General features: G+C 41.1%; 14 protein-coding genes and 1 tRNA gene. All 15 read left to right on the top strand.

Annotation, left to right across the window (positions count from 1 at the left end; genetic code table 11):
- The first annotated feature begins 4 nt into the window (after positions 1 to 4).
- The gene (locus tag AWW68_RS12300) at positions 5 to 1669 is read left to right on the top strand and encodes an SGNH/GDSL hydrolase family protein (RefSeq protein WP_157717633.1); all 1665 of its coding nucleotides are present in this window, start codon (positions 5 to 7) and stop codon (positions 1667 to 1669) included.
- Between the two features lie 392 nt (positions 1670 to 2061).
- On the top strand, positions 2062 to 3255 hold the full coding sequence (locus AWW68_RS12295; protein WP_068221458.1) for a DegT/DnrJ/EryC1/StrS family aminotransferase: 1194 nt from the start codon (positions 2062 to 2064) through the stop codon (positions 3253 to 3255).
- Positions 3255 to 3986 carry a 3-deoxy-manno-octulosonate cytidylyltransferase gene (gene kdsB, locus AWW68_RS12290; RefSeq protein WP_068221456.1) on the top strand — a complete coding sequence of 244 codons (732 nt, stop codon included), beginning with the start codon at positions 3255 to 3257 and terminating at the stop codon, positions 3984 to 3986. The genes AWW68_RS12295 and kdsB overlap by 1 nt, the downstream gene beginning before the upstream one ends.
- A 1-nt stretch (position 3987) precedes the next feature.
- Complete coding sequence (locus AWW68_RS12285) at positions 3988 to 5064, top strand: iron-containing alcohol dehydrogenase family protein (protein WP_068221454.1); 1077 nt, start codon at positions 3988 to 3990, stop codon at positions 5062 to 5064.
- 216 nt (positions 5065 to 5280) lie between these two features.
- A complete protein-coding gene (locus AWW68_RS12280) occupies positions 5281 to 6144 on the top strand; it encodes a sugar phosphate isomerase/epimerase family protein (protein WP_068221452.1) in 864 nt (287 codons plus the stop codon).
- A 161-nt stretch (positions 6145 to 6305) separates the two neighbouring features.
- On the top strand, positions 6306 to 7652 hold the full coding sequence (locus tag AWW68_RS12275; RefSeq protein ID WP_068221450.1) for a sugar porter family MFS transporter: 1347 nt from the start codon (positions 6306 to 6308) through the stop codon (positions 7650 to 7652).
- Entirely contained in the window at positions 7652 to 9244 is a 1593-nt protein-coding gene (locus AWW68_RS12270) for a glycoside hydrolase family 32 protein (protein ID WP_068221448.1), read from the top strand. Before AWW68_RS12275 ends, AWW68_RS12270 begins: the two co-directional genes overlap by 1 nt.
- A gap of 73 nt (positions 9245 to 9317) precedes the next feature.
- A complete protein-coding gene (locus tag AWW68_RS12265; protein WP_089082303.1) occupies positions 9318 to 11300 on the top strand; it encodes a hypothetical protein in 1983 nt (660 codons plus the stop codon).
- Positions 11301 to 11496: 196 nt separating this feature from the next.
- On the top strand, positions 11497 to 12666 hold the full coding sequence (locus AWW68_RS12260) for a YncE family protein (protein WP_068221446.1): 1170 nt from the start codon (positions 11497 to 11499) through the stop codon (positions 12664 to 12666).
- A gap of 78 nt (positions 12667 to 12744) precedes the next feature.
- A tRNA-Gln gene (locus AWW68_RS12255) sits at positions 12745 to 12817 on the top strand.
- A gap of 608 nt (positions 12818 to 13425) precedes the next feature.
- Positions 13426 to 15048 carry a M1 family metallopeptidase gene (locus AWW68_RS12250; protein WP_068224072.1) on the top strand — a complete coding sequence of 541 codons (1623 nt, stop codon included), beginning with the start codon at positions 13426 to 13428 and terminating at the stop codon, positions 15046 to 15048.
- Positions 15049 to 15073: 25 nt separating this feature from the next.
- Positions 15074 to 15541 carry a RidA family protein gene (locus AWW68_RS12245; RefSeq protein ID WP_068221444.1) on the top strand — a complete coding sequence of 156 codons (468 nt, stop codon included), beginning with the start codon at positions 15074 to 15076 and terminating at the stop codon, positions 15539 to 15541.
- A 94-nt stretch (positions 15542 to 15635) separates the two neighbouring features.
- Positions 15636 to 16574 carry a ribose-phosphate pyrophosphokinase gene (locus AWW68_RS12240; RefSeq protein ID WP_068221441.1) on the top strand — a complete coding sequence of 313 codons (939 nt, stop codon included), beginning with the start codon at positions 15636 to 15638 and terminating at the stop codon, positions 16572 to 16574.
- Positions 16575 to 16586: 12 nt separating this feature from the next.
- Positions 16587 to 17192, top strand: a complete 606-nt coding sequence (locus tag AWW68_RS12235) for a 50S ribosomal protein L25/general stress protein Ctc (RefSeq protein ID WP_068221439.1) — start codon at positions 16587 to 16589, stop codon at positions 17190 to 17192.
- Positions 17193 to 17325: 133 nt separating this feature from the next.
- The gene (gene pth, locus AWW68_RS12230; protein ID WP_068221438.1) at positions 17326 to 17886 is read left to right on the top strand and encodes an aminoacyl-tRNA hydrolase; all 561 of its coding nucleotides are present in this window, start codon (positions 17326 to 17328) and stop codon (positions 17884 to 17886) included.
- Positions 17887 to 17982 lie beyond the last annotated feature (96 nt).

Raw genomic sequence — 17982 nt, 5'->3', positions numbered from 1 at the left:
GAAAATGAAAAGACTTAAAACATACTTATTCGCTCTACTTCCGCTTGCTTTCATTACGTTTAGCTGCGATGAAGAAGACATACTAGTACAAGAACAGCTAGACAATAACCCGCTACCTGGTGCCGAAACTGGAGACGGTGGAGTATTAGACCTTTCCAATTATATCTCGCTAGGTAATTCAATTACAGCGGGTTTTATGGACAATGCGCTCTACACCAACGGGCAGAACCATTCATTCCCTAACCTATTGGCAACTCAGTTTGCTATTCAGGGTGTAGGAGGTGGTTCTTTTAACCAACCAGATATTAATTCAGCTAATGGTTTTTCAGGGGTTTCAGGAACTAATATCTTAGGAAGATATGAGCTAAGCCTTGCTCAACAAAGACCAGTGCCAACAGTGGGTGAAGCAATTGGTGACTTTAGCGGAAACAAGTCAGAGTTGAACAATTTTGGTGTACCAGGTATGAAAATAACTGATGCAACAAACCCTGGCTTTGCAAATCCATATTATTTGAGGTTTGCCTCTAACCCTGGTACTAGTACAGTGTTGGGAGATGCCTTGTCTACCACACCTACTTTCTTTTCTTATTGGTTAGGCAACAATGACATTCTTGGTTACGCTGTTGCTGGTGGAGTTGACGAAAGTAGCATTACTAGTCAACCTAACTTCCAAAGTGCACTAGAACAGTCTTTAGGCGCGTTGGTACAGTCAGGCGCAGAAGGAGTAGTAATGACACTCCCTCCTTTTGTACTGCTTCCTTACTTTAGAGCAGTAAAATGGAATGCCATTACGCTAGATCAAGCTACCGCAGATCAGTTGAATGCAGGTCTTGGCTCTGTAAATCAAGTGCTAGAAGGAATGGTTGAAGCCAATCTGATTACTCAGGCAGACTACGATGAAAGAGAAATCTCTTATTCTGCTGGTGCAAATCCAATCTTGGCTCACGACACTGAACTTGAAGACCTAGGTCCAAAATTTGACTTATTACTTCTATTAAACAGAATCAGTGCGGCTCAAAGAGAGCAGCTAAGACCTTATGAGCAATCTCGACCGTTGAGAAATGGTGAGTTACCATTATTGACTGCAGGTTCTCTATTAGGTACTGAAGCTGATGGTGATAACTCAGCCAATACCCCTACTACTACTATTGGTGCGGTTATCCCTCTCGGATACAACCTTTTAAATCCATCAAACTCAGATGGTGATGGCCTATTCCTCAATATAGAGGAGTTTGAAACCGTAGTAGAAATGACAGCTACTTATAATGCTACAATTGCAGGAGTTGTTGCGGGAATCAACGCACAGGCTAATGGATCAATCACCTTAGTAGATGTTCAGCCTGCTTTTGCAGATGCCTTTGGACTTTCGCCAGCTTTAGCAAATGCGTTGTTCGATCCATCGAATGGTGCAAACCCAGCCTTAGCAGCTTTCGCAGATGCAGCAGAAGCAAGAGCAGATGGCACTTTAGGTATTATGATAGAAGGCCACAACCTTCAACCAGACTTTGCTCCTAACGGTATTTTCTCAACCGATGGTATTCATCCAAACCCAAGAGGTCATGCCATTATCGCTAACCTTATTATTGAGGCATTGAATAATCAAAAAGGTGCTGATATTCCTATGGTAAACGTAACTGCTCTAAGAGGCATACTCGCAAGAGACTTCTAAAGCAGAAGTATTGAAATTATATTGAAAGAGGCTTCGGCCTCTTTTTTTTATGCATAAAAAAAGAACCCCGAAGACGTATTCTTCGGGGTTCACCTCAACCAAATAGATTATTAACCATCAACTTCACTAACCAACCAGGTTACGATTGTAACCACAACACATAATAGGCAAAGGCATTGCCAACTAACTCTAAACATCATAAAACATTGACAATCTGTTACTTACACAAAACTTATGATGTGCCAAAAATCAAAATCAAGACCATAGCTAGACTTCATTCCCATAATGGGATTTTTATTAACTCTTCAAGAACGCATAAGCTTTTTGAAATGAGTTATTCTCACTTATGAGAGCTAAGTATTTCTATCTATTTTTGACAAAAATTATAATACATGCCAGGATTTGAGTTTTTCGGAGACGAAGAGAGAAAAGAAGTAAATGATGTGTTGAACACGGGGATTCTAATGCGCTATGGTTTCGATGGTATGAGACAGGGCCACTGGAAAGCCAAAGAATTAGAGAAGGCTATTACTGAGACTTTCGGTGTTAGACATGCTCAATTAACATCTAGTGGAACAACAGCCCTTAGCACAGCTATGGCTGTTATGGGAGTTGGACATGGAGATGAAGTGATAATGCCTACTTTCACTTTTGTAGCCAGCTTTGAAGCTATTATTGCTGCTGGTGCAATTCCAATACTAGTTGATATTGATGAAACGCTTTGCTTAGACCCTAAAGCCGTAGAAGCTGCTATTACCCCTAGAACCAAAATGGTAATGCCTGTTCATATGTGTGGCTCTATGGCTCAGATGGACGAACTTCAGGCAATCTGTAAGAAACACAATCTACTTTTATTAGAAGATGCTTGCCAAGCCATTGGAGGTACTTTTAATGGGCAGAAGCTCGGAACCATTGGAGATGGCGGCACTTTCTCATTCGACTTTGTAAAAACCATTACCTGTGGTGAGGGTGGTGCATTCTTAACCAACAATGAAGAATACTTTCTCAACGCGGACCATTACACCGACCACGGCCACGACCATATTGGCACCGATAGAGGTGCCGAAAGTCATCCATTCTTAGGTTATAACTTTAGAATTTCTGAGCTGCACGCTGCTGTTGGGCTTGGTCAAATCCGTAAGCTCGACAAAATCTTAGAAACGCAGAAGAAGCACAATGCCATCATTAAGGCTGCTTTAGAGAAAGTTGAAGGCATTACTTTTAGAAAAATCCCTGATCCGCAAGGTGATAATGCTTCTTTCCTATCCTTCTTCCTCCCTACTGAAGAATTGGCAAGAAAGGCGCACAAAGCACTTCTAGCCAACGGGCTTGGTGGAAATTTCTATTGGTTCGATAACAACTGGCATTATATTAAAAAGTGGGATCACCTGAAGAACGCTACTTCCCTATTCCCATTAAACCCAACATTAGTTCAGGCAATTGAAGAAACAGATTTCAACTCATTCGCTCAATCTGATACAGTAATGGGTAGAACTATATCATCATTAATCAACTTAAACTGGACGGAAGAACAAGCTAAAGAGAGAGCCTCTAAAATGGCTGAAACCATTCAATCGGTATTATAATGAAAGCAGTTGCATTGATTCCTGCCCGATACGATGCCACACGTTTCCCCGGTAAACTAATGGCAAAACTAGGCTCAAAGTCTGTGATTTTGAGAACCTACGAGTCAACGGTGAATACTGGTTTGTTTGAAGAAGTTTACGTAGTCACTGACTCAGACATCATATTTGAGGAGATTACGGCAAGTGGTGGCAAAGCCATAAAGAGTCAAAAAGAGCATGAATGTGGCAGTGATAGAATTGCCGAAGCCGCAGAAAAGATAGAGGCCGATATTATAGTAAATGTTCAGGGAGACGAACCATTTACCAAAAAAGAGCCATTGGTTAAGCTGCTCGAAGTTTTTGAAGGAGAAGATGCCAAAGAGATTGATTTAGCTTCTCTTATGCAGGTACTTACTAAGGTAAATCAGATTGAAGACCCAAACTATGTGAAGGTGGTGGTAGACCAAAATAACTTCGCCATGTTCTTTTCTAGGTCTCCAATTCCTTACCCAAGAAATAAGGCAGCAAACGCCAAATACTACGAGCACATTGGTGTATATGCTTTCAGAAAGCAGGCTTTGCTCGACTTTTACAATACGCCTATGACTATACTTGAAGACACTGAAAAAATTGAGTGCCTAAGGTATTTGGAAACAGGCAAAAAGATTAAAATGGTAGAAACAGAATATATGGGTATTGAAATAGATACTCCTGAAGATCTGGAGAATGCCAAAACATTTATTGAAGACTAATATGAAATTCAAGAATTTCCCAATGGTTAAAATGGTCGTTTACGGCAGAGGCTGTTTCGATCAAACCGCAGATATAATTAAACCACATAGAAAAGGAGACTATCCGTTTATCTACATTGTAGATGATGTGTTTAAAGACAAGCAAGAGCTAATTGGCCGAGTTCCCCTTTCAGGTACTGATAAAATTGTTTTTGCAAGTGCTGCCGATGAACCAAAAACCAAGCAAGTAGATGCAATTGCCAATGAGCTAAAAGACACTTACGGAGAAGTTTCTGGTGTAATAGGCATAGGTGGTGGAAGCATGCTAGATTTAGCCAAAGCTGTTTCGTTGATGATGACCAACCCTGGTTCTTCTGCAGATTATCAAGGCTGGGATTTGGTTAAAGTACCTGGCGCTTATCATGTTGGTATTCCTACACTCTCAGGTACTGGAGCTGAGGTCTCTAGAACTACAGTGCTTACTGGCCCAGAAAGAAAGCTGGGAATGAACTCAGACTACACGCCTTTCGATCAGATTGTGCTAGACCCTGAGTTGATTAAAAATGCTCCTAAAAACCAGAGGTTTTACACTGGTATGGATTGTTACATCCACTGTGTAGAATCTTTAACAGGAACTTACCTAAACACTTTTTCCCAATCTTACGGAGAGAAAGCTAATGAACTTTGTGAAGAGATTTTCCTAGAAAAAAATGAGTGGGACGATGACTCTGATGATAAGCTAATGATGGCTTCTTTTCATGGAGGAATGTCCATTGCCTATTCTCAAGTAGGTGTAGCACACGCTCTTTCTTATGGATTAAGCTTTTTACTAGGCACCAAGCACGGCATTGGGAACTGTATAGTTTTCGATCATCTTGAAGAGTTCTATCCTGATGGAGTTAAGAAGTTTAAGGCGATGGTAGATAAGCACGAAATCTACATTCCTAAAGGAATCTGTGCCGACCTTACCGATGCTCAGTTCGAGAAAATGATTGATGTAGCCATGTTCCTTGAACCACTTTGGGAAAATGCCCTTGGCAAAAACTGGAGAGAAACCATCACCAGAAAGAAACTTAGAGAAATGTACGAATTGATGTAAAAGTCAATTTTCAAGACATAAGGCAGTCAGCTCTCTTTGAGATGGCTGCCTTTTTTGTTTCAAACCTTTAAAAGGCCACACTTTAAGAACATATATTCTTAGGGAACACCTCTTCTCATTGGGCGGTTTCGCCCAATGAATAACAAAATCTAGTTTACTTCCCTCCTTTTTCTTAGTTTCAAAAGAATTATTTCGAAAAGAAATCTACAGATAATCATGAAACGCAGAAACTTTTTACAATCCGCAGCCTTAGCAGGCTCAGCTGCCTTAGTGGCACCTTCGGCTCTTGCTGAAGCAATGCGAAGAGAGAAAATCAAAGAGTTTGGTTTTCAGTCTTACACCGTCCGTGATTTTATTATGAAAGACATGGCTGGCACGCTAAAGCGACTCAGAAAAGCTGGCTACACCAACATGGAAGGCTTTAACTTTGGTGAAGGCAAACTACTCGGCAAGCCAATCGCTGAAGCCAAAGAAATCATCAGTGACAATAAAATCACACTCAAGAGCATTCACATAATGACACCAAACCTTGGTGACAACATGCAAAAAACCATTGATGATGCAGCAGAGCTCGGCACCGAATATTTGGTGTGCGCATACCTAATGCCTAACGAGAGAGAGTCAATTGACCAATACAAGGCACTATGTGAGCAGTTTAACACTTTTGGTGAAATGACTAAAAAGTCGGGAATCCAATTTGCTTATCACAACCACGATTTTGAGTTTCAGGAAATTGATGGCCAATTGCCGATGGATGTAATCCTAAAGGAAACTTCTTCAAGCAACGTCAAGATTGAACTAGACATTTACTGGGCTAGAAAAGCAGGCATCAACCCACTGACTTTCTTCAGAGATAACTCTGGCCGAGTTCCATTATGGCATGTGAAAGACCTTTCTTTAGACGAAGGGCAACCAATGACCGAGATTGGAAATGGCATTATAGACTGGAAACAGATCTTTGCTCACAAAAAAGACGCAGGGCTGAAGTACTTCTTCATTGAACAAGACGCCAACTTTGAGGTGGACTCTCTAACCAGTTTGGAGACCAGTATTCAACACCTCAAAAAACTGTCATATTAAAAAGATCAATTCATTATGAAATACAAAGGGCTACTTTCAGTAGCTCTTTGTATTTTAATTAATAAGTAAAACTCAGGTCAGCCAACCTACCGATGCACCTTAATTTCTAAGACTTTGTGATTAAGGTATTTATAGTAAATTACATTTTCAATTCAACCTTAATGAACGCTAAAAAAGTCTACTTCTGGTCTATAGCAGGAGCCCTTGCTGGTTTCCTCTTCGGTTTCGATACCATTGTAATCAACGGTGCAGAACAAGAGCTACAAGCTTTGTGGTCAACCTATACACTCAACGGCAGCAATGACCTTTTTCACGGTCTTATCGTTGTTGGTTCCGCGCTTTGGGGTACTGTTATAGGCGCTATGCTGGGAGGCATCCCAAACGACAAATTAGGTCGCAAGAAAACTCTTCTAATTATAGGAATCTTATATACTATCTCTGCACTAGGCTCGGCCATGGTGAGCGACCCTTGGCTGTTTGCTATATTCAGATTTATCGGTGGGCTTGGTGTTGGTGCTTCTACCATTGCCGCCCCTACGTTCGTATCGGAAATTGCCCCAGCACAAATGCGAGGCAGACTCGTTGCTCTGTATCAACTAAACATTGTTTTCGGTATACTTATAGCCTTTGTTTCTAATTACCTTATCGCTATAAATGTAGACACAGAAGCTTGGCGATGGATGATTGGTATTGAGGCTGTTCCAGCCCTAGCGTATACCCTTATAGTCTTGACTGTACCAAGAAGCCCTCGTTGGCTTATGCTAAAGAAAAACGATGAAGAAGGGGCACGAAAAATATTTGAATGCATTTACCCAGAAAATGAAGTGGAAGCTCAGCTTACCATTGTCCGTACATCTTCAGTTCAGAAGCATAGCACAGTAGAAAGCCTGTTTTCTTCTAAGTACAGAGTACCTTTAATGCTTGCATTTGCCATTGCATTCTTCAATCAGTTCAGTGGAATTAATGCATTGCTATACTACGCCAGAAGAATATTCTCAGAGGCAGGGTTGGGAGATGATGCCGTATTCTTGAGTACTGTTGGAGTTGGCATTGCCAATTTCATTTTCACCATAATAGGTGTACTTATTATAGACAGAGTAGGCAGAAAAAAGCTGATGTACATTGGTTCGTTTGGCTACATCATAACACTCGCTACTACTTCTTTGGCCTTTTTCAATGGGTGGTCTTCCATTATTCCTCCAGCGCTTTTTCTATTTATTGGAGCTCACGCCATTGGTCAAGGTGCGGTTATTTGGGTCTTTATATCTGAGATTTTCCCGAACCACCTGAGGTCAAAGGGTCAGTCATTCGGTTCCTCTGTTCACTGGTGGTTAGCGGCCATAATTCCAGCCATGGTTCCAGCTTTATTCACCTCTATTGGTGCAGGTTGGGTATTTGCCGTCTTCGCCATCTTTATGGTATTCCAACTTTTATTCGTTTGGAGGTTTATGCCTGAAACAAAAGGTAAATCACTAGAACAATTAGAGAAAGAACTAATCCGTCAATAATGAAAAAACTGTCCTTACTCCTTCTTACCATTCTAATACTCTCCTCTTGTAATCAAGAAAAGCAGAAAAAAGAGCAACAAGAAGAACTCTCTTTTCCTGACGACAAATTCAGGTCGCAAATTCACTTCACCCCAAAAGAAGCCTGGATGAACGACCCCAACGGGATGGTATATTACGATGGTGAATACCACCTTTTCTATCAATACTATCCTGACAGTACGGTGTGGGGACCAATGCATTGGGGGCATGCAGTAAGCCCAGACATGGTACATTGGAAACACTTACCTATAGCCCTTTACCCTGATGAATTAGGATATATATTCTCTGGTTCGGCAGTAGTTGACTGGAACAACACCAGTGGCTTTCAAACTGGAGAACACCCTCCCATGATTGCTATTTTTACTCATCATGAACCTGTTGGTGCTGAAGAAGAAGGCAACAACACCTATCAATATCAAAGCATAGCCTATAGCAATGACAAAGGTAGAACATGGACCAAGTATGAGGGTAATCCTGTAGTACCGAACCCTGGCATCAAAGATTTTCGCGACCCAAAAGTAATATGGCTCGAAGATTTCCAGCAGTGGTTAATGGTTTTTGCTGCACTTGATAGAGTGAAATTTTACACCTCTCCCAACTTAATAGACTGGAAATTTCAGAGTGACTTTGGAATGAATGATGGGTCTCACGGTGGTGTATGGGAATGCCCAGATCTTTTTCAGCTTCAGGTTGAAGGTAGCGAAGAAAAAAAATGGGTACTGTTGCTCAGTATTAATCCTGGAGGGCCAAATGGCGGTTCTGCTACCCAGTATTTTGTGGGAGACTTTGACGGAAAAACCTTTACCAACAGTCAAGACCCAAATGCAAGCCAGTGGCTAGACCATGGACCTGACAATTACGCTGGAGTTACTTGGAGCGATATTCCAGAAGAAGATGGTAGAAGGCTATTCTTAGGCTGGATGGGTAATTGGAATTATGCGCAAGTGGTTCCTACGGAAAAATGGCGCAGCGCGATGACCATTCCTAGAAGCCTCCACCTTACCAAAAATCAGACATCTGGAGTTTATACGGTAGCTTCTCGGCCAGTAAATGAATTAGCGAGTCTGCATACAAAATCAGTCGATTTTGAGAAGGAGTCGGTTAATGCAGGCACCAGGTTCTCCTTGATGAATACTGATGATTTAGGCTTGACCGTTCCTTTCAAGTCTGAATTCACTGTGAATACGTCTGGCAGACAAAGCAATTTCCGCTTAGTCTTAGACAATCCAAAAACTCAAGAAGAGTTTGTATTTAGATTCCAAGACGGTACTCTGTATGGTAATCGCGCAAAATCAGGTTTAACGGATTTTGCAGATAATTTTGCTCACCAAGAAGCAACAGCACCATTTCAACAATTATTGAAAGAGAAAGAGTTGAAAGTTGAGTTTTTCGTAGATGAATCCTCCATTGAAATATTCTTAAATGATGGCTCTGTAGTAATGACCGAAGTATTTTTCCCTACTGAAGGTTTTACCCGAGCCTACCTGATTTCAGACGATAATCCACTAGAAATCAATAGCGCAAGAACTACTCAACTCAAAAGTATTTGGTAACCACCTATACCCTTTTTATTGTATCATTTTTATGGAATGGGTACATTCCATCTTCAATCTTAATATATCAACCATGAAACAATTACTCAAACTCACTTTAGTAGCCTTGCTACTCTCACCGCTCAGCCTGCTGGCTCAGAAAAAAATTGTCGCACCAGAAAGCATAACGCTAGATGTTGGACAAAAAATGAAACTAGATATCTACGTAACAGAAGATGGCAAAAAATCTGACGAAACAGTTAGAGCGTTTTCAAGAGCTAGAAGAAGTCTTTATGTAGACGCTGACCTTATGGTTGAGGCTTTCAAGCCAGGTGAATATGAAGTTTTAGTAATTGGTGGCGGCTCGGTAGAAGACTACCCAGAAGGTAATAACCGTACCAGCATTAAGGTTTTGGTAAAGTATCCAGCAATCGCTGAGATAAAAGTAGAGGGCATTCCTAATAAAATCTATGCGGGAACTCCAGTACCGCTCAATTACACTGTTATTGATGAGGCCGGCCTAACCAGAGAAGATGTTCAAGTGACTTTCACTTCTAAGAACGAGAATATTGCTTCAGTATCAAGCTATGGCATCATCAACACCTTCAAAGAAGGTCGCGTTTCCATCACCGCAAAGGCAGAAGACATTGAAAATACTATCAACTTAAATGTGGTGAAAAACCCTATCACTAAAATTGAATTAACTGCCGATGGAGACCAAGCAAGAACTGGTGATGTTTTCCACTTTACAGCAAAAGCTATGGATGCAAAAGGCAATGTAATTGCCGATGCTCCTATCACCTATTCTTTCTATGGCGTTTCTGACGATGTAAGTCAAAGTGCTTCAGGGCTTATTAAGCAAGATGGAAGATTTGTTGCCGATGAGGCTGGAATCTATACCGTAACTGCTGCTGCAGGAGTTGCTTCAGCATCAAAAACGCTCAAGATTGTACCTAGAGATGTTCAAAGAAAAATTGAAATGGTTGGTCAAGGTTCTGTGAACGACAAACACACTTCAGATTTATGGATTTGGGAAGGTGTAGATGGAAGAGATTACGCAGTTACTGGAACTTGGGGTGCAGATGGTAAAGCCTATTTCTGGGACGTAACCGACCCTGCCAATATTTACAAAATAGATTCGGTACAGGTAGATGCTAGAACCGTGAACGATGTAAAAATTTCTGAAGATGGAACCATCTGTGTAATCAGTAGAGAAGGTGCTTCAAACAGAAAAAATGGCTTGGTAATCATTGATGTGAAGAATCCAAGAGACGTTCAAATTCTGTCTAGATTCGATGAAAACATGACTGGTGGTGTACACAACGTATTCATTTACCAAGACCATGTATATGCCCTAAGTGCTGGCCAAAAGTACTATGCTATCAATATTGAAGATCCTAAAAATCCGTATGCGGTTTCTAAGTTTGAATTAGACACTCCTGGTCATGCGATTCACGATGTTTGGGTAGAAGACGGAATTGCCTACAGCTCAAACTGGGCCGATGGTATTCAGTTAGTAGATGTTGGAAATGGAATAGCTGGTGGTTCTCCAAGTAACCCTGTTCAGTTTGCCAGTTATGCCTACCCTAACGGAGCTAACCATGCTTCTTTCCCATACAGAAGTAAGACAGGCAAGTTCTACGTTATTGGTGGTGACGAGATTTTCCCTTACGGCCTAAATACTGGCAAAGGCGGTGTTAACATGGCTGGTGGATATTTGCACATTGTAGACTTCACGGATCTTGAAAACCCTGAAGAAATTGCCAGAGTTGAAATTCCTTACGCTGGTTCTCACAACTACTGGATTGAAGATGACATCCTCTACGTAGCCTTCTATAATGCAGGAGTTAGAGTTTTCGATTTAAGTGGTGAATTAATGGGCGACTTAAGAAAGCAAGGAAGAGAAATAGCATGGTTTATTCCGAATGATGGCAACGGTTACACTGCCAATGCACCATTCACTTGGGGGGCACAGCTTCACAAAGGGCACATTTTCTTCTCTGACTGGAACAGTGGACTTTGGTCTGCCAAACTAGAGCCTGAAAAACCAAAAGAGACTCAAATTCAGTCGAAATAAGTCTGAAAATTAATATGTATTGATGTTGTGAAGTTGGCCATGAACCATCGGTCTTGGACTAATGACTAAGCACATCTCGCTCAGTGTCTCCCTTTAGGAGACACTGAGCGACAAATAATCAGAGTCCTCTTAAAGAGACTCTGATTGAGATTAAAAAACACTGATAATCGTTAACGGATAACCGATAACTAAAAAAATGAAAAAGCTTATTGTATTAATCTGTTTGCTGGCAGCCAGTTCACTATCTGCTCAAGACTATTACATCTATGTAACTGCAGAGTCTGAAGATGAAGTTTCTGTGGTAAAGTTTGATGGAAAGAAAGCTGAAACCATCAAGAACATACCTGTGGGGGTCTGGCCAGCAGAAATTGAAGGCCCGCACGGCATTACTGTAGACCCTGAAGGCGAGTATTGGTACTTAAGCCTGGCACATGGCAACCCATACGGCATGCTTTATAAGTTCAAAACCGGCACAGACGAAGTGGTTGGAACTACGCAACTTGGCCTCTTCCCTGCCTCTATGCAAATATCTCCTGTTACGGGTCTTCTTTACTGCGTAAACTTTAATCTGCATGGAGATATGGTACCAAGCACAGTATCGGTAGTAGATGTTGAATCTATGACTGAATTAGAGCAAATCACTACTGGAGCAATGCCTCACGGAAGTCGTTTATCTAGAGATGGCATGAAGCATTATTCTGTAGCAATGATGTCTGGTGAACTATTTGAAATTGATGCTTTGGACTTAAGAGTTTCGCGCCAGTTAGACCTAGACGAAGCCAGCAAAATGGTAGGCATGGATCATTCTAAGATGGATCACAGTCAAATGGGACATGATATGTCTGGAATGAAAAAACAAGAATCGATGGATCATTCAAAGTTGGATCATTCAAAAATGAATCATGACATGGGTGGCATGAAACATTCGGCTTTTAAACCAACATGGGTAAGCCCTCACCCTAGTAAAGACTTGGTTTATGTGGCAGGCAATGGTTCTGATGAGGTTTTGGAGATTGACACCAAATCTTGGAAAGCTACGCGCAAGTTCAAAACAGACAAAGGCCCATATAACATAGACCTCTCTCCTGACGGTAAATTTATGGTAGTGTCTTATAAGTCTGCAGCCAAGACAGGTATCTGGAATTTAGAAACAGGAGAAGAAGTAGCTAGGCTAGACAACAGCCAGAAAGTTACGCATGGTGTGGCCATTTCATCGGACTCAAAATATGCCTTTGTAAGTGTTGAAGGTATTGGCGATGCCCCTGGCATGGTGGATGTATTTGATTTACAAACGCTTAAGCTGATAGACACTGCTTATCTTGGAAAGCAAGCAGGAGGCATAGCTTTTTGGAAAATTGAGGACTGAAAAAAAAGTTGATATTTTTCTCTCAAAACGTTTTCAAATATAAGATCAAACACTACTTTTGTACTCCCAATTCAAGGATGGTCTATGGTGTAACTGGCAACACGTCTGATTTTGGTTCAGAAGAGTCTAGGTTCGAGCCCTAGTAGACCAACAAAAAGCTTCACAGAAATGTGGAGCTTTTTTTGTTTCGACTGATCAATAACTTCAAGAAACTCATCCTCGATTGTATCGAGGATACCCGAAAAGTCAGTTTATAACTGACACCCAACTCACCCACTAACGTTACTTAGCACCCTAATTTCCTATCCTGAGCGCAGCCGAATGATCTGCCCAATAAAGTCGACTAGCTGATTCCTCCTTTCCTCGGGATGAAAAAAGGCAGTTCATCAGTTATTCGAGCATCTTTGAACTTCGATTTCAATTGTATCGACCAGTTATGGCCACAAGTTTGTTAAAGGTTAGATCAACTCATCCTCGATTGTATCAAGGATACCCGAAAAGTCAGTTTATAACTGACACCCAACTCCCCCACTAACGTTACTAGTCCTAAATTCCCTATCCTGAGCGAAGCCGAAGGACCTGCCCAATAAAGTCGACTAGCTGATCCCTCCTTTCCTCGGGATGAAAAAAAGGTAGTTCATCAGTTATTCGAGCATCTTTGAACTTCGATTTCAATTGTATCGACCAATTATGGCCACAGGTTTGTTAAAGGTTAGACTCCACATCTCATTTCTCCCTATCTTCAGCAAATTTTCAATTATGAGGTTACTTTCATTTTTAGCGCTGCTCCTAATCGCCACTTCATCTTTCGCACAAGAATTTACACGTCAAGACTCGTTGCGTGGTACAATTACAGAAGAACGTAAATGGTGGGATTTAACCCATTACCATCTCAGTGTAGAAGTTTTACCCAATGAGAAGAGAATAACCGGAAGTAACACCATTCAATACAAAGTGCTAGAAGAGCACAACCTTATGCAAGTTGACCTTCAAGCTCCTCTTCAGATCACAAAGGTTATTCAGAATGGCCAAGAGCTGGACTTTAGCTCAGAGGGCAATGCCCACTTTATTCTTTTTACCGAGAAACAAACGCCAGGCTCGATCAATAAAGTTACTGTACACTATGAAGGCAAACCCAGAGAAGCAAGAAGAGCCCCTTGGGATGGTGGTTTCAGCTGGAAGAAAGACGCTAACGGAATGGATTTTATTGCCACCTCTTGCCAAGGTTTGGGTGCTTCTGTTTGGTGGCCTTGTAAAGACCATATGTATGACGAGGTAGACAGCATGGATATTAGTGTGGAAGTTCCAGAACATCTAGCCGATGTTTCTAATGGTCAGCTAGTGAAAATCGATAGAAATAGAAAGAAAAAAACCAGGACATTTCACTGGACAGTCAAAAACCCAATCAACAATTATGGAATCAATTTAAACATTGGAAACTACGTGAATTGGGAAGAAACTTACCAAGGCGAAAAAGGAGATTTACAGGTTAGCTATTGGGCACTTAAACCAGACGAAGCTAAGGCAAGAGAACAATTCAAAGAAGTACCTAGAATGCTAGAAGCCTTTGAACACTGGTTCGGAGCATATCCATTTTACGAAGACGGATTCAAACTTGTACAGGCTCCATACCTAGGCATGGAGCATCAAAGTTCAGTGACCTACGGAAACGGTTTTCAAAATGGCTATTTAGGTAGAGATTTAAGCTCTACTGGCTGGGGCTTGAAGTTCGATTTCATAATAGTTCATGAATCAGGCCATGAGTGGTTCGCTAACAATATTACCCATAAAGACATGGCCGATATGTGGATTCACGAAAGCTTCACCAACTATTCTGAAAGTCTGTTTTTAGACTATTTTTTCGGCAAAGAAGCAGGCCAAGAATACGTTAGAGGAACCAGAACAGCCATTGGAAACACACAACCCATGATTGGTCCATACGGAGTCAATTACCAAGACTACCCAGGTGACGTGTACTACAAAGGAGGCAACATGCTGAACACACTTAGAACCATTGTAAATGATGATGAGCAATGGAGAGGTGTACTCCGAGGGCTTGGAGAACAATTCTACCATAAAACGGTCCATACTTCAGATATTGAAAATTTCATAGCTGAATTTCTCAACCTAGATCTCACAGCATTTTTCAATCAATACTTGAGAGATAGAAGGGTACCCACATTGGAGTACTATTTTAAAGATGGTAAGCTATACCATCGCTGGATCAACTCTATCTCTTCATTCGATATGCCTGTTGACGTTACCGTTGGTCGTCAAAGCATTAGACTTACCCCAACTTCACGCTGGCAAAACCAAGAAGTAACAGGCAAAGAGCTGAAAGCAGACTTAAACTATTACATCGCAACACTTCAAAGCAGGTAAGAACTAATCAAGGGCAATTGATAAAATGGCAACACCCGAAGAACGACTTAAAGAACTAGGACTTATATTACCCGAAGTATCTACTCCTGGAGGGAGTTATGTTTCGGTAAATATCCGCGAGCAAATTGCCTATGTGGCCATTCAGTTCCCAATTCTGAACAAAGAGTATCTCTATCAAGGGCGCTTGGGAGAGTCAATTACAACAGAAGATGGTTACAAGGCCATGCAGCTATGTGCTCTAAACGTATTATCTCAAATAAAAGCGAAAGTAGGCTTCGACAGAGTTATCGGGCTTAATCAGTTTGATGCCTATTATCAGTCGGCAGAAGATTGGGACGATGCACCGAAAGTAGTGAATGGAGCATCTGATCTATTCGCGAAGGTTTTGGAAGAAAAAGGCACACATACTAGGGCTATTTTTGGCGTTCATAAGCTCCCACGAAACTTTTGCGTTGGCCTTACTGCTACTTTTACCATAGCGAAAACCCAATAAGACTCACATCCTAAATTGGAGGTAAAATCTGTTTTCGAGAAACAATTATAAATTCATTATTTTCCCTACCTTTGCAGCTCGAAAATTAGGCATTGTGAGTAATACATCCAGAGAACACAAAATTTTTGCAGGAAATGGTTCAGCAGACCTTGGGAAGAAGATCGGTGAGTTCTTCGGACAGGGATTAGGCGGAATAAAACTGCAAACATTCTCTGACGGAGAAATGGCTCCTTACTTCACTGAATCCATTCGTGGGGCAAACGTATTTTTGGTACAATCTACTATGGCACCAGCAGAAAACTTGTTGGAGCTATGTTTAATGATTGACGCTGCCAAAAGAGCCAGTGCTTATAAAGTAATTGCTGTACTTCCGTACTTCGGTTATGCCCGTCAGGACAGAAAAGACAAACCAAGAATAGCCATTGGTGCTAAATTGGTTGCCAACATTCTAACAGCTGCTGGTGCCGATAGAATTATGACTTGCGATTTACACGCTGGCCAGATTCAAGGCTTCTTTGACATTCCGGTAGACCATCTAGACGGTTCGGCCATATTTGTTCCTTACCTACGTAGTCTAAACCTAGACAACCTGCTTTTTGCTTCTCCAGATGTTGGAGGTGTGAAAAGAACTAGAGAGTTCGCGCAGCACTTTAATGCTGAAATGGTGGTGATTGATAAGCACCGTAAAAGACCAAATGAGGTTGCCGAAATGCGAATTATTGGTAGTGTAGAAGGCAAAAATGTAGTGCTTATAGATGACCTTGTAGATACAGGTGGCACGCTTTGTAAGGCTGCTAAAATCTGTATGGATGAAGGAGCAAAATCTGTAAGAGCAGTATGTACTCACCCAGTGCTTTCTGGCAAAGCCTATGAAAATATTGAAGGTTCTGTATTAGATGAATTGGTAGTAACCGATACTATTCCACTCAAGCAAGAGTCTTCTAAAATCCGTGTATTAACAGTGGCAGAGCTTTTCGCGAAAGCCATTAAGAACATCACCACGGATGGTTCAATTAGTCAATTATTTATTTAACAATTATATACAATGAGAGAAGTAGAGATTATAGGGTTTAAAAGAGCAAATCTCGGAAAAACTGAGTCTAACAGACTAAGAGCTGAAGGTAATGTACCAGGTGTTTTATATGGTGGCGATACGCAAGTGCATTTTTATGCTCCTGCTATTCAATTTAAGCCTGTATTGTACACTCCAGAAGCTTGTTTCATCAAGTTGAACATAGAGGGTGAAATCTATGAAACAATTATTCAAGAGTCGCAATGGCATCCAGTAAGTGAGGCTTTATTGCACGTAGACTTGCTACAATTGTTCAGAGGTACTCCTATTAAAATGAATATCCCTGTTAAAACTGTAGGAAATGCAGTTGGTGTTAAGAATGGTGGTACTTTAATTATTAAGAACCCTAAACTAGCCATCAAAGCGTTGCCTAAAGATATGCCAGAGGTAATCGAGATTGATGTAACTAACTTAAGAATTGGTAAGGCTATTAAAGTTGGTGAATTGCCAACAGAGAACTTCGAGTTCTTAACTAGCCCAATCGTAACAGTAGTGAACGTAGCTATTCCAAGAGCACTTAGAGGTAAATCTGCCGAAGAGCTTGAAGCTGCCGAAGCTGAAGATGATAGCGCTGAGTAATTCAGATAAAATCTTAGAAATGAATCCTGCTCAATTTTGGGCAGGATTTTTTATTTAATACCGTTCAAAGTTTAAAGTATAAATACTGACTGCTTACTTTGAGCATTGAAAACAAACTTGAAACTTAGATTTCATGAAATACCTCATCATCGGACTGGGGAATATAGGCCCCGAATATGAGCTTACGCGTCATAATATTGGCTTTCTAACGCTAGATCGTCTGGCAGACCAAAAAGGTGTCAACTTTGAAATGTCTCGCCTAGCTTATCATGCAGAAGCAAAGCACAAAGGCAGAACCATTCATATGATTAAGCCTACCACGTATATGAACCTAAGCGGCAAAGCCATGCGCCACTGGATGAATGAGCTAAACGTGTCAAAGGAAAACTGTCTAGTGATAGTAGATGATATTGCCATTCCTTTCGGTAAGTTGAGAATGCGTGCAAAAGGCTCTAGTGCTGGCCACAACGGGCTCAAGAACATTGAAGATCTCACAGGTGGACAAAACTATCCTCGCCTTAAATTTGGTATTGGTGATGACTTTGCAAAAGGTCGACAAGTTGATTATGTACTAGGGAAATTCACGAAACAAGAATTTGATGAACTACCATTCGCCATGGATAAGGCTATAGACATGATTTATAGCTTCTGCACCATTGGCATCATCAGAACCATGACAGAGTACAATGACTAGTTAGTTCTATGTTTCATGTTTTAAGTTCAACGTTTGAACTTTGAACAAACACATACCTAATTTTCTTATACATAAGAAAATTAGGTATACTTGTAT

The organism is Roseivirga spongicola, assembly GCF_001592965.1.
Taxonomy (GTDB): Bacteria; Bacteroidota; Bacteroidia; order Cytophagales; family Cyclobacteriaceae; genus Roseivirga; species Roseivirga spongicola.
This window is presented reverse-complemented; position numbering and strand designations above follow the sequence as displayed.

Coding starts and splice junctions, on each gene's coding strand:
- AWW68_RS12300 (WP_157717633.1), top strand. CDS start 5: ATGAAAAGACTTAAAACATACTTATTCGCTCTACTTCCGCTTGCTTTC.
- AWW68_RS12295 (WP_068221458.1), top strand. CDS start 2,062: ATGCCAGGATTTGAGTTTTTCGGAGACGAAGAGAGAAAAGAAGTAAAT.
- kdsB (WP_068221456.1), top strand. CDS start 3,255: ATGAAAGCAGTTGCATTGATTCCTGCCCGATACGATGCCACACGTTTC.
- AWW68_RS12285 (WP_068221454.1), top strand. CDS start 3,988: ATGAAATTCAAGAATTTCCCAATGGTTAAAATGGTCGTTTACGGCAGA.
- AWW68_RS12280 (WP_068221452.1), top strand. CDS start 5,281: ATGAAACGCAGAAACTTTTTACAATCCGCAGCCTTAGCAGGCTCAGCT.
- AWW68_RS12275 (WP_068221450.1), top strand. CDS start 6,306: ATGAACGCTAAAAAAGTCTACTTCTGGTCTATAGCAGGAGCCCTTGCT.
- AWW68_RS12270 (WP_068221448.1), top strand. CDS start 7,652: ATGAAAAAACTGTCCTTACTCCTTCTTACCATTCTAATACTCTCCTCT.
- AWW68_RS12265 (WP_089082303.1), top strand. CDS start 9,318: ATGAAACAATTACTCAAACTCACTTTAGTAGCCTTGCTACTCTCACCG.
- AWW68_RS12260 (WP_068221446.1), top strand. CDS start 11,497: ATGAAAAAGCTTATTGTATTAATCTGTTTGCTGGCAGCCAGTTCACTA.
- AWW68_RS12250 (WP_068224072.1), top strand. CDS start 13,426: ATGAGGTTACTTTCATTTTTAGCGCTGCTCCTAATCGCCACTTCATCT.
- AWW68_RS12245 (WP_068221444.1), top strand. CDS start 15,074: ATGGCAACACCCGAAGAACGACTTAAAGAACTAGGACTTATATTACCC.
- AWW68_RS12235 (WP_068221439.1), top strand. CDS start 16,587: ATGAGAGAAGTAGAGATTATAGGGTTTAAAAGAGCAAATCTCGGAAAA.
- pth (WP_068221438.1), top strand. CDS start 17,326: ATGAAATACCTCATCATCGGACTGGGGAATATAGGCCCCGAATATGAG.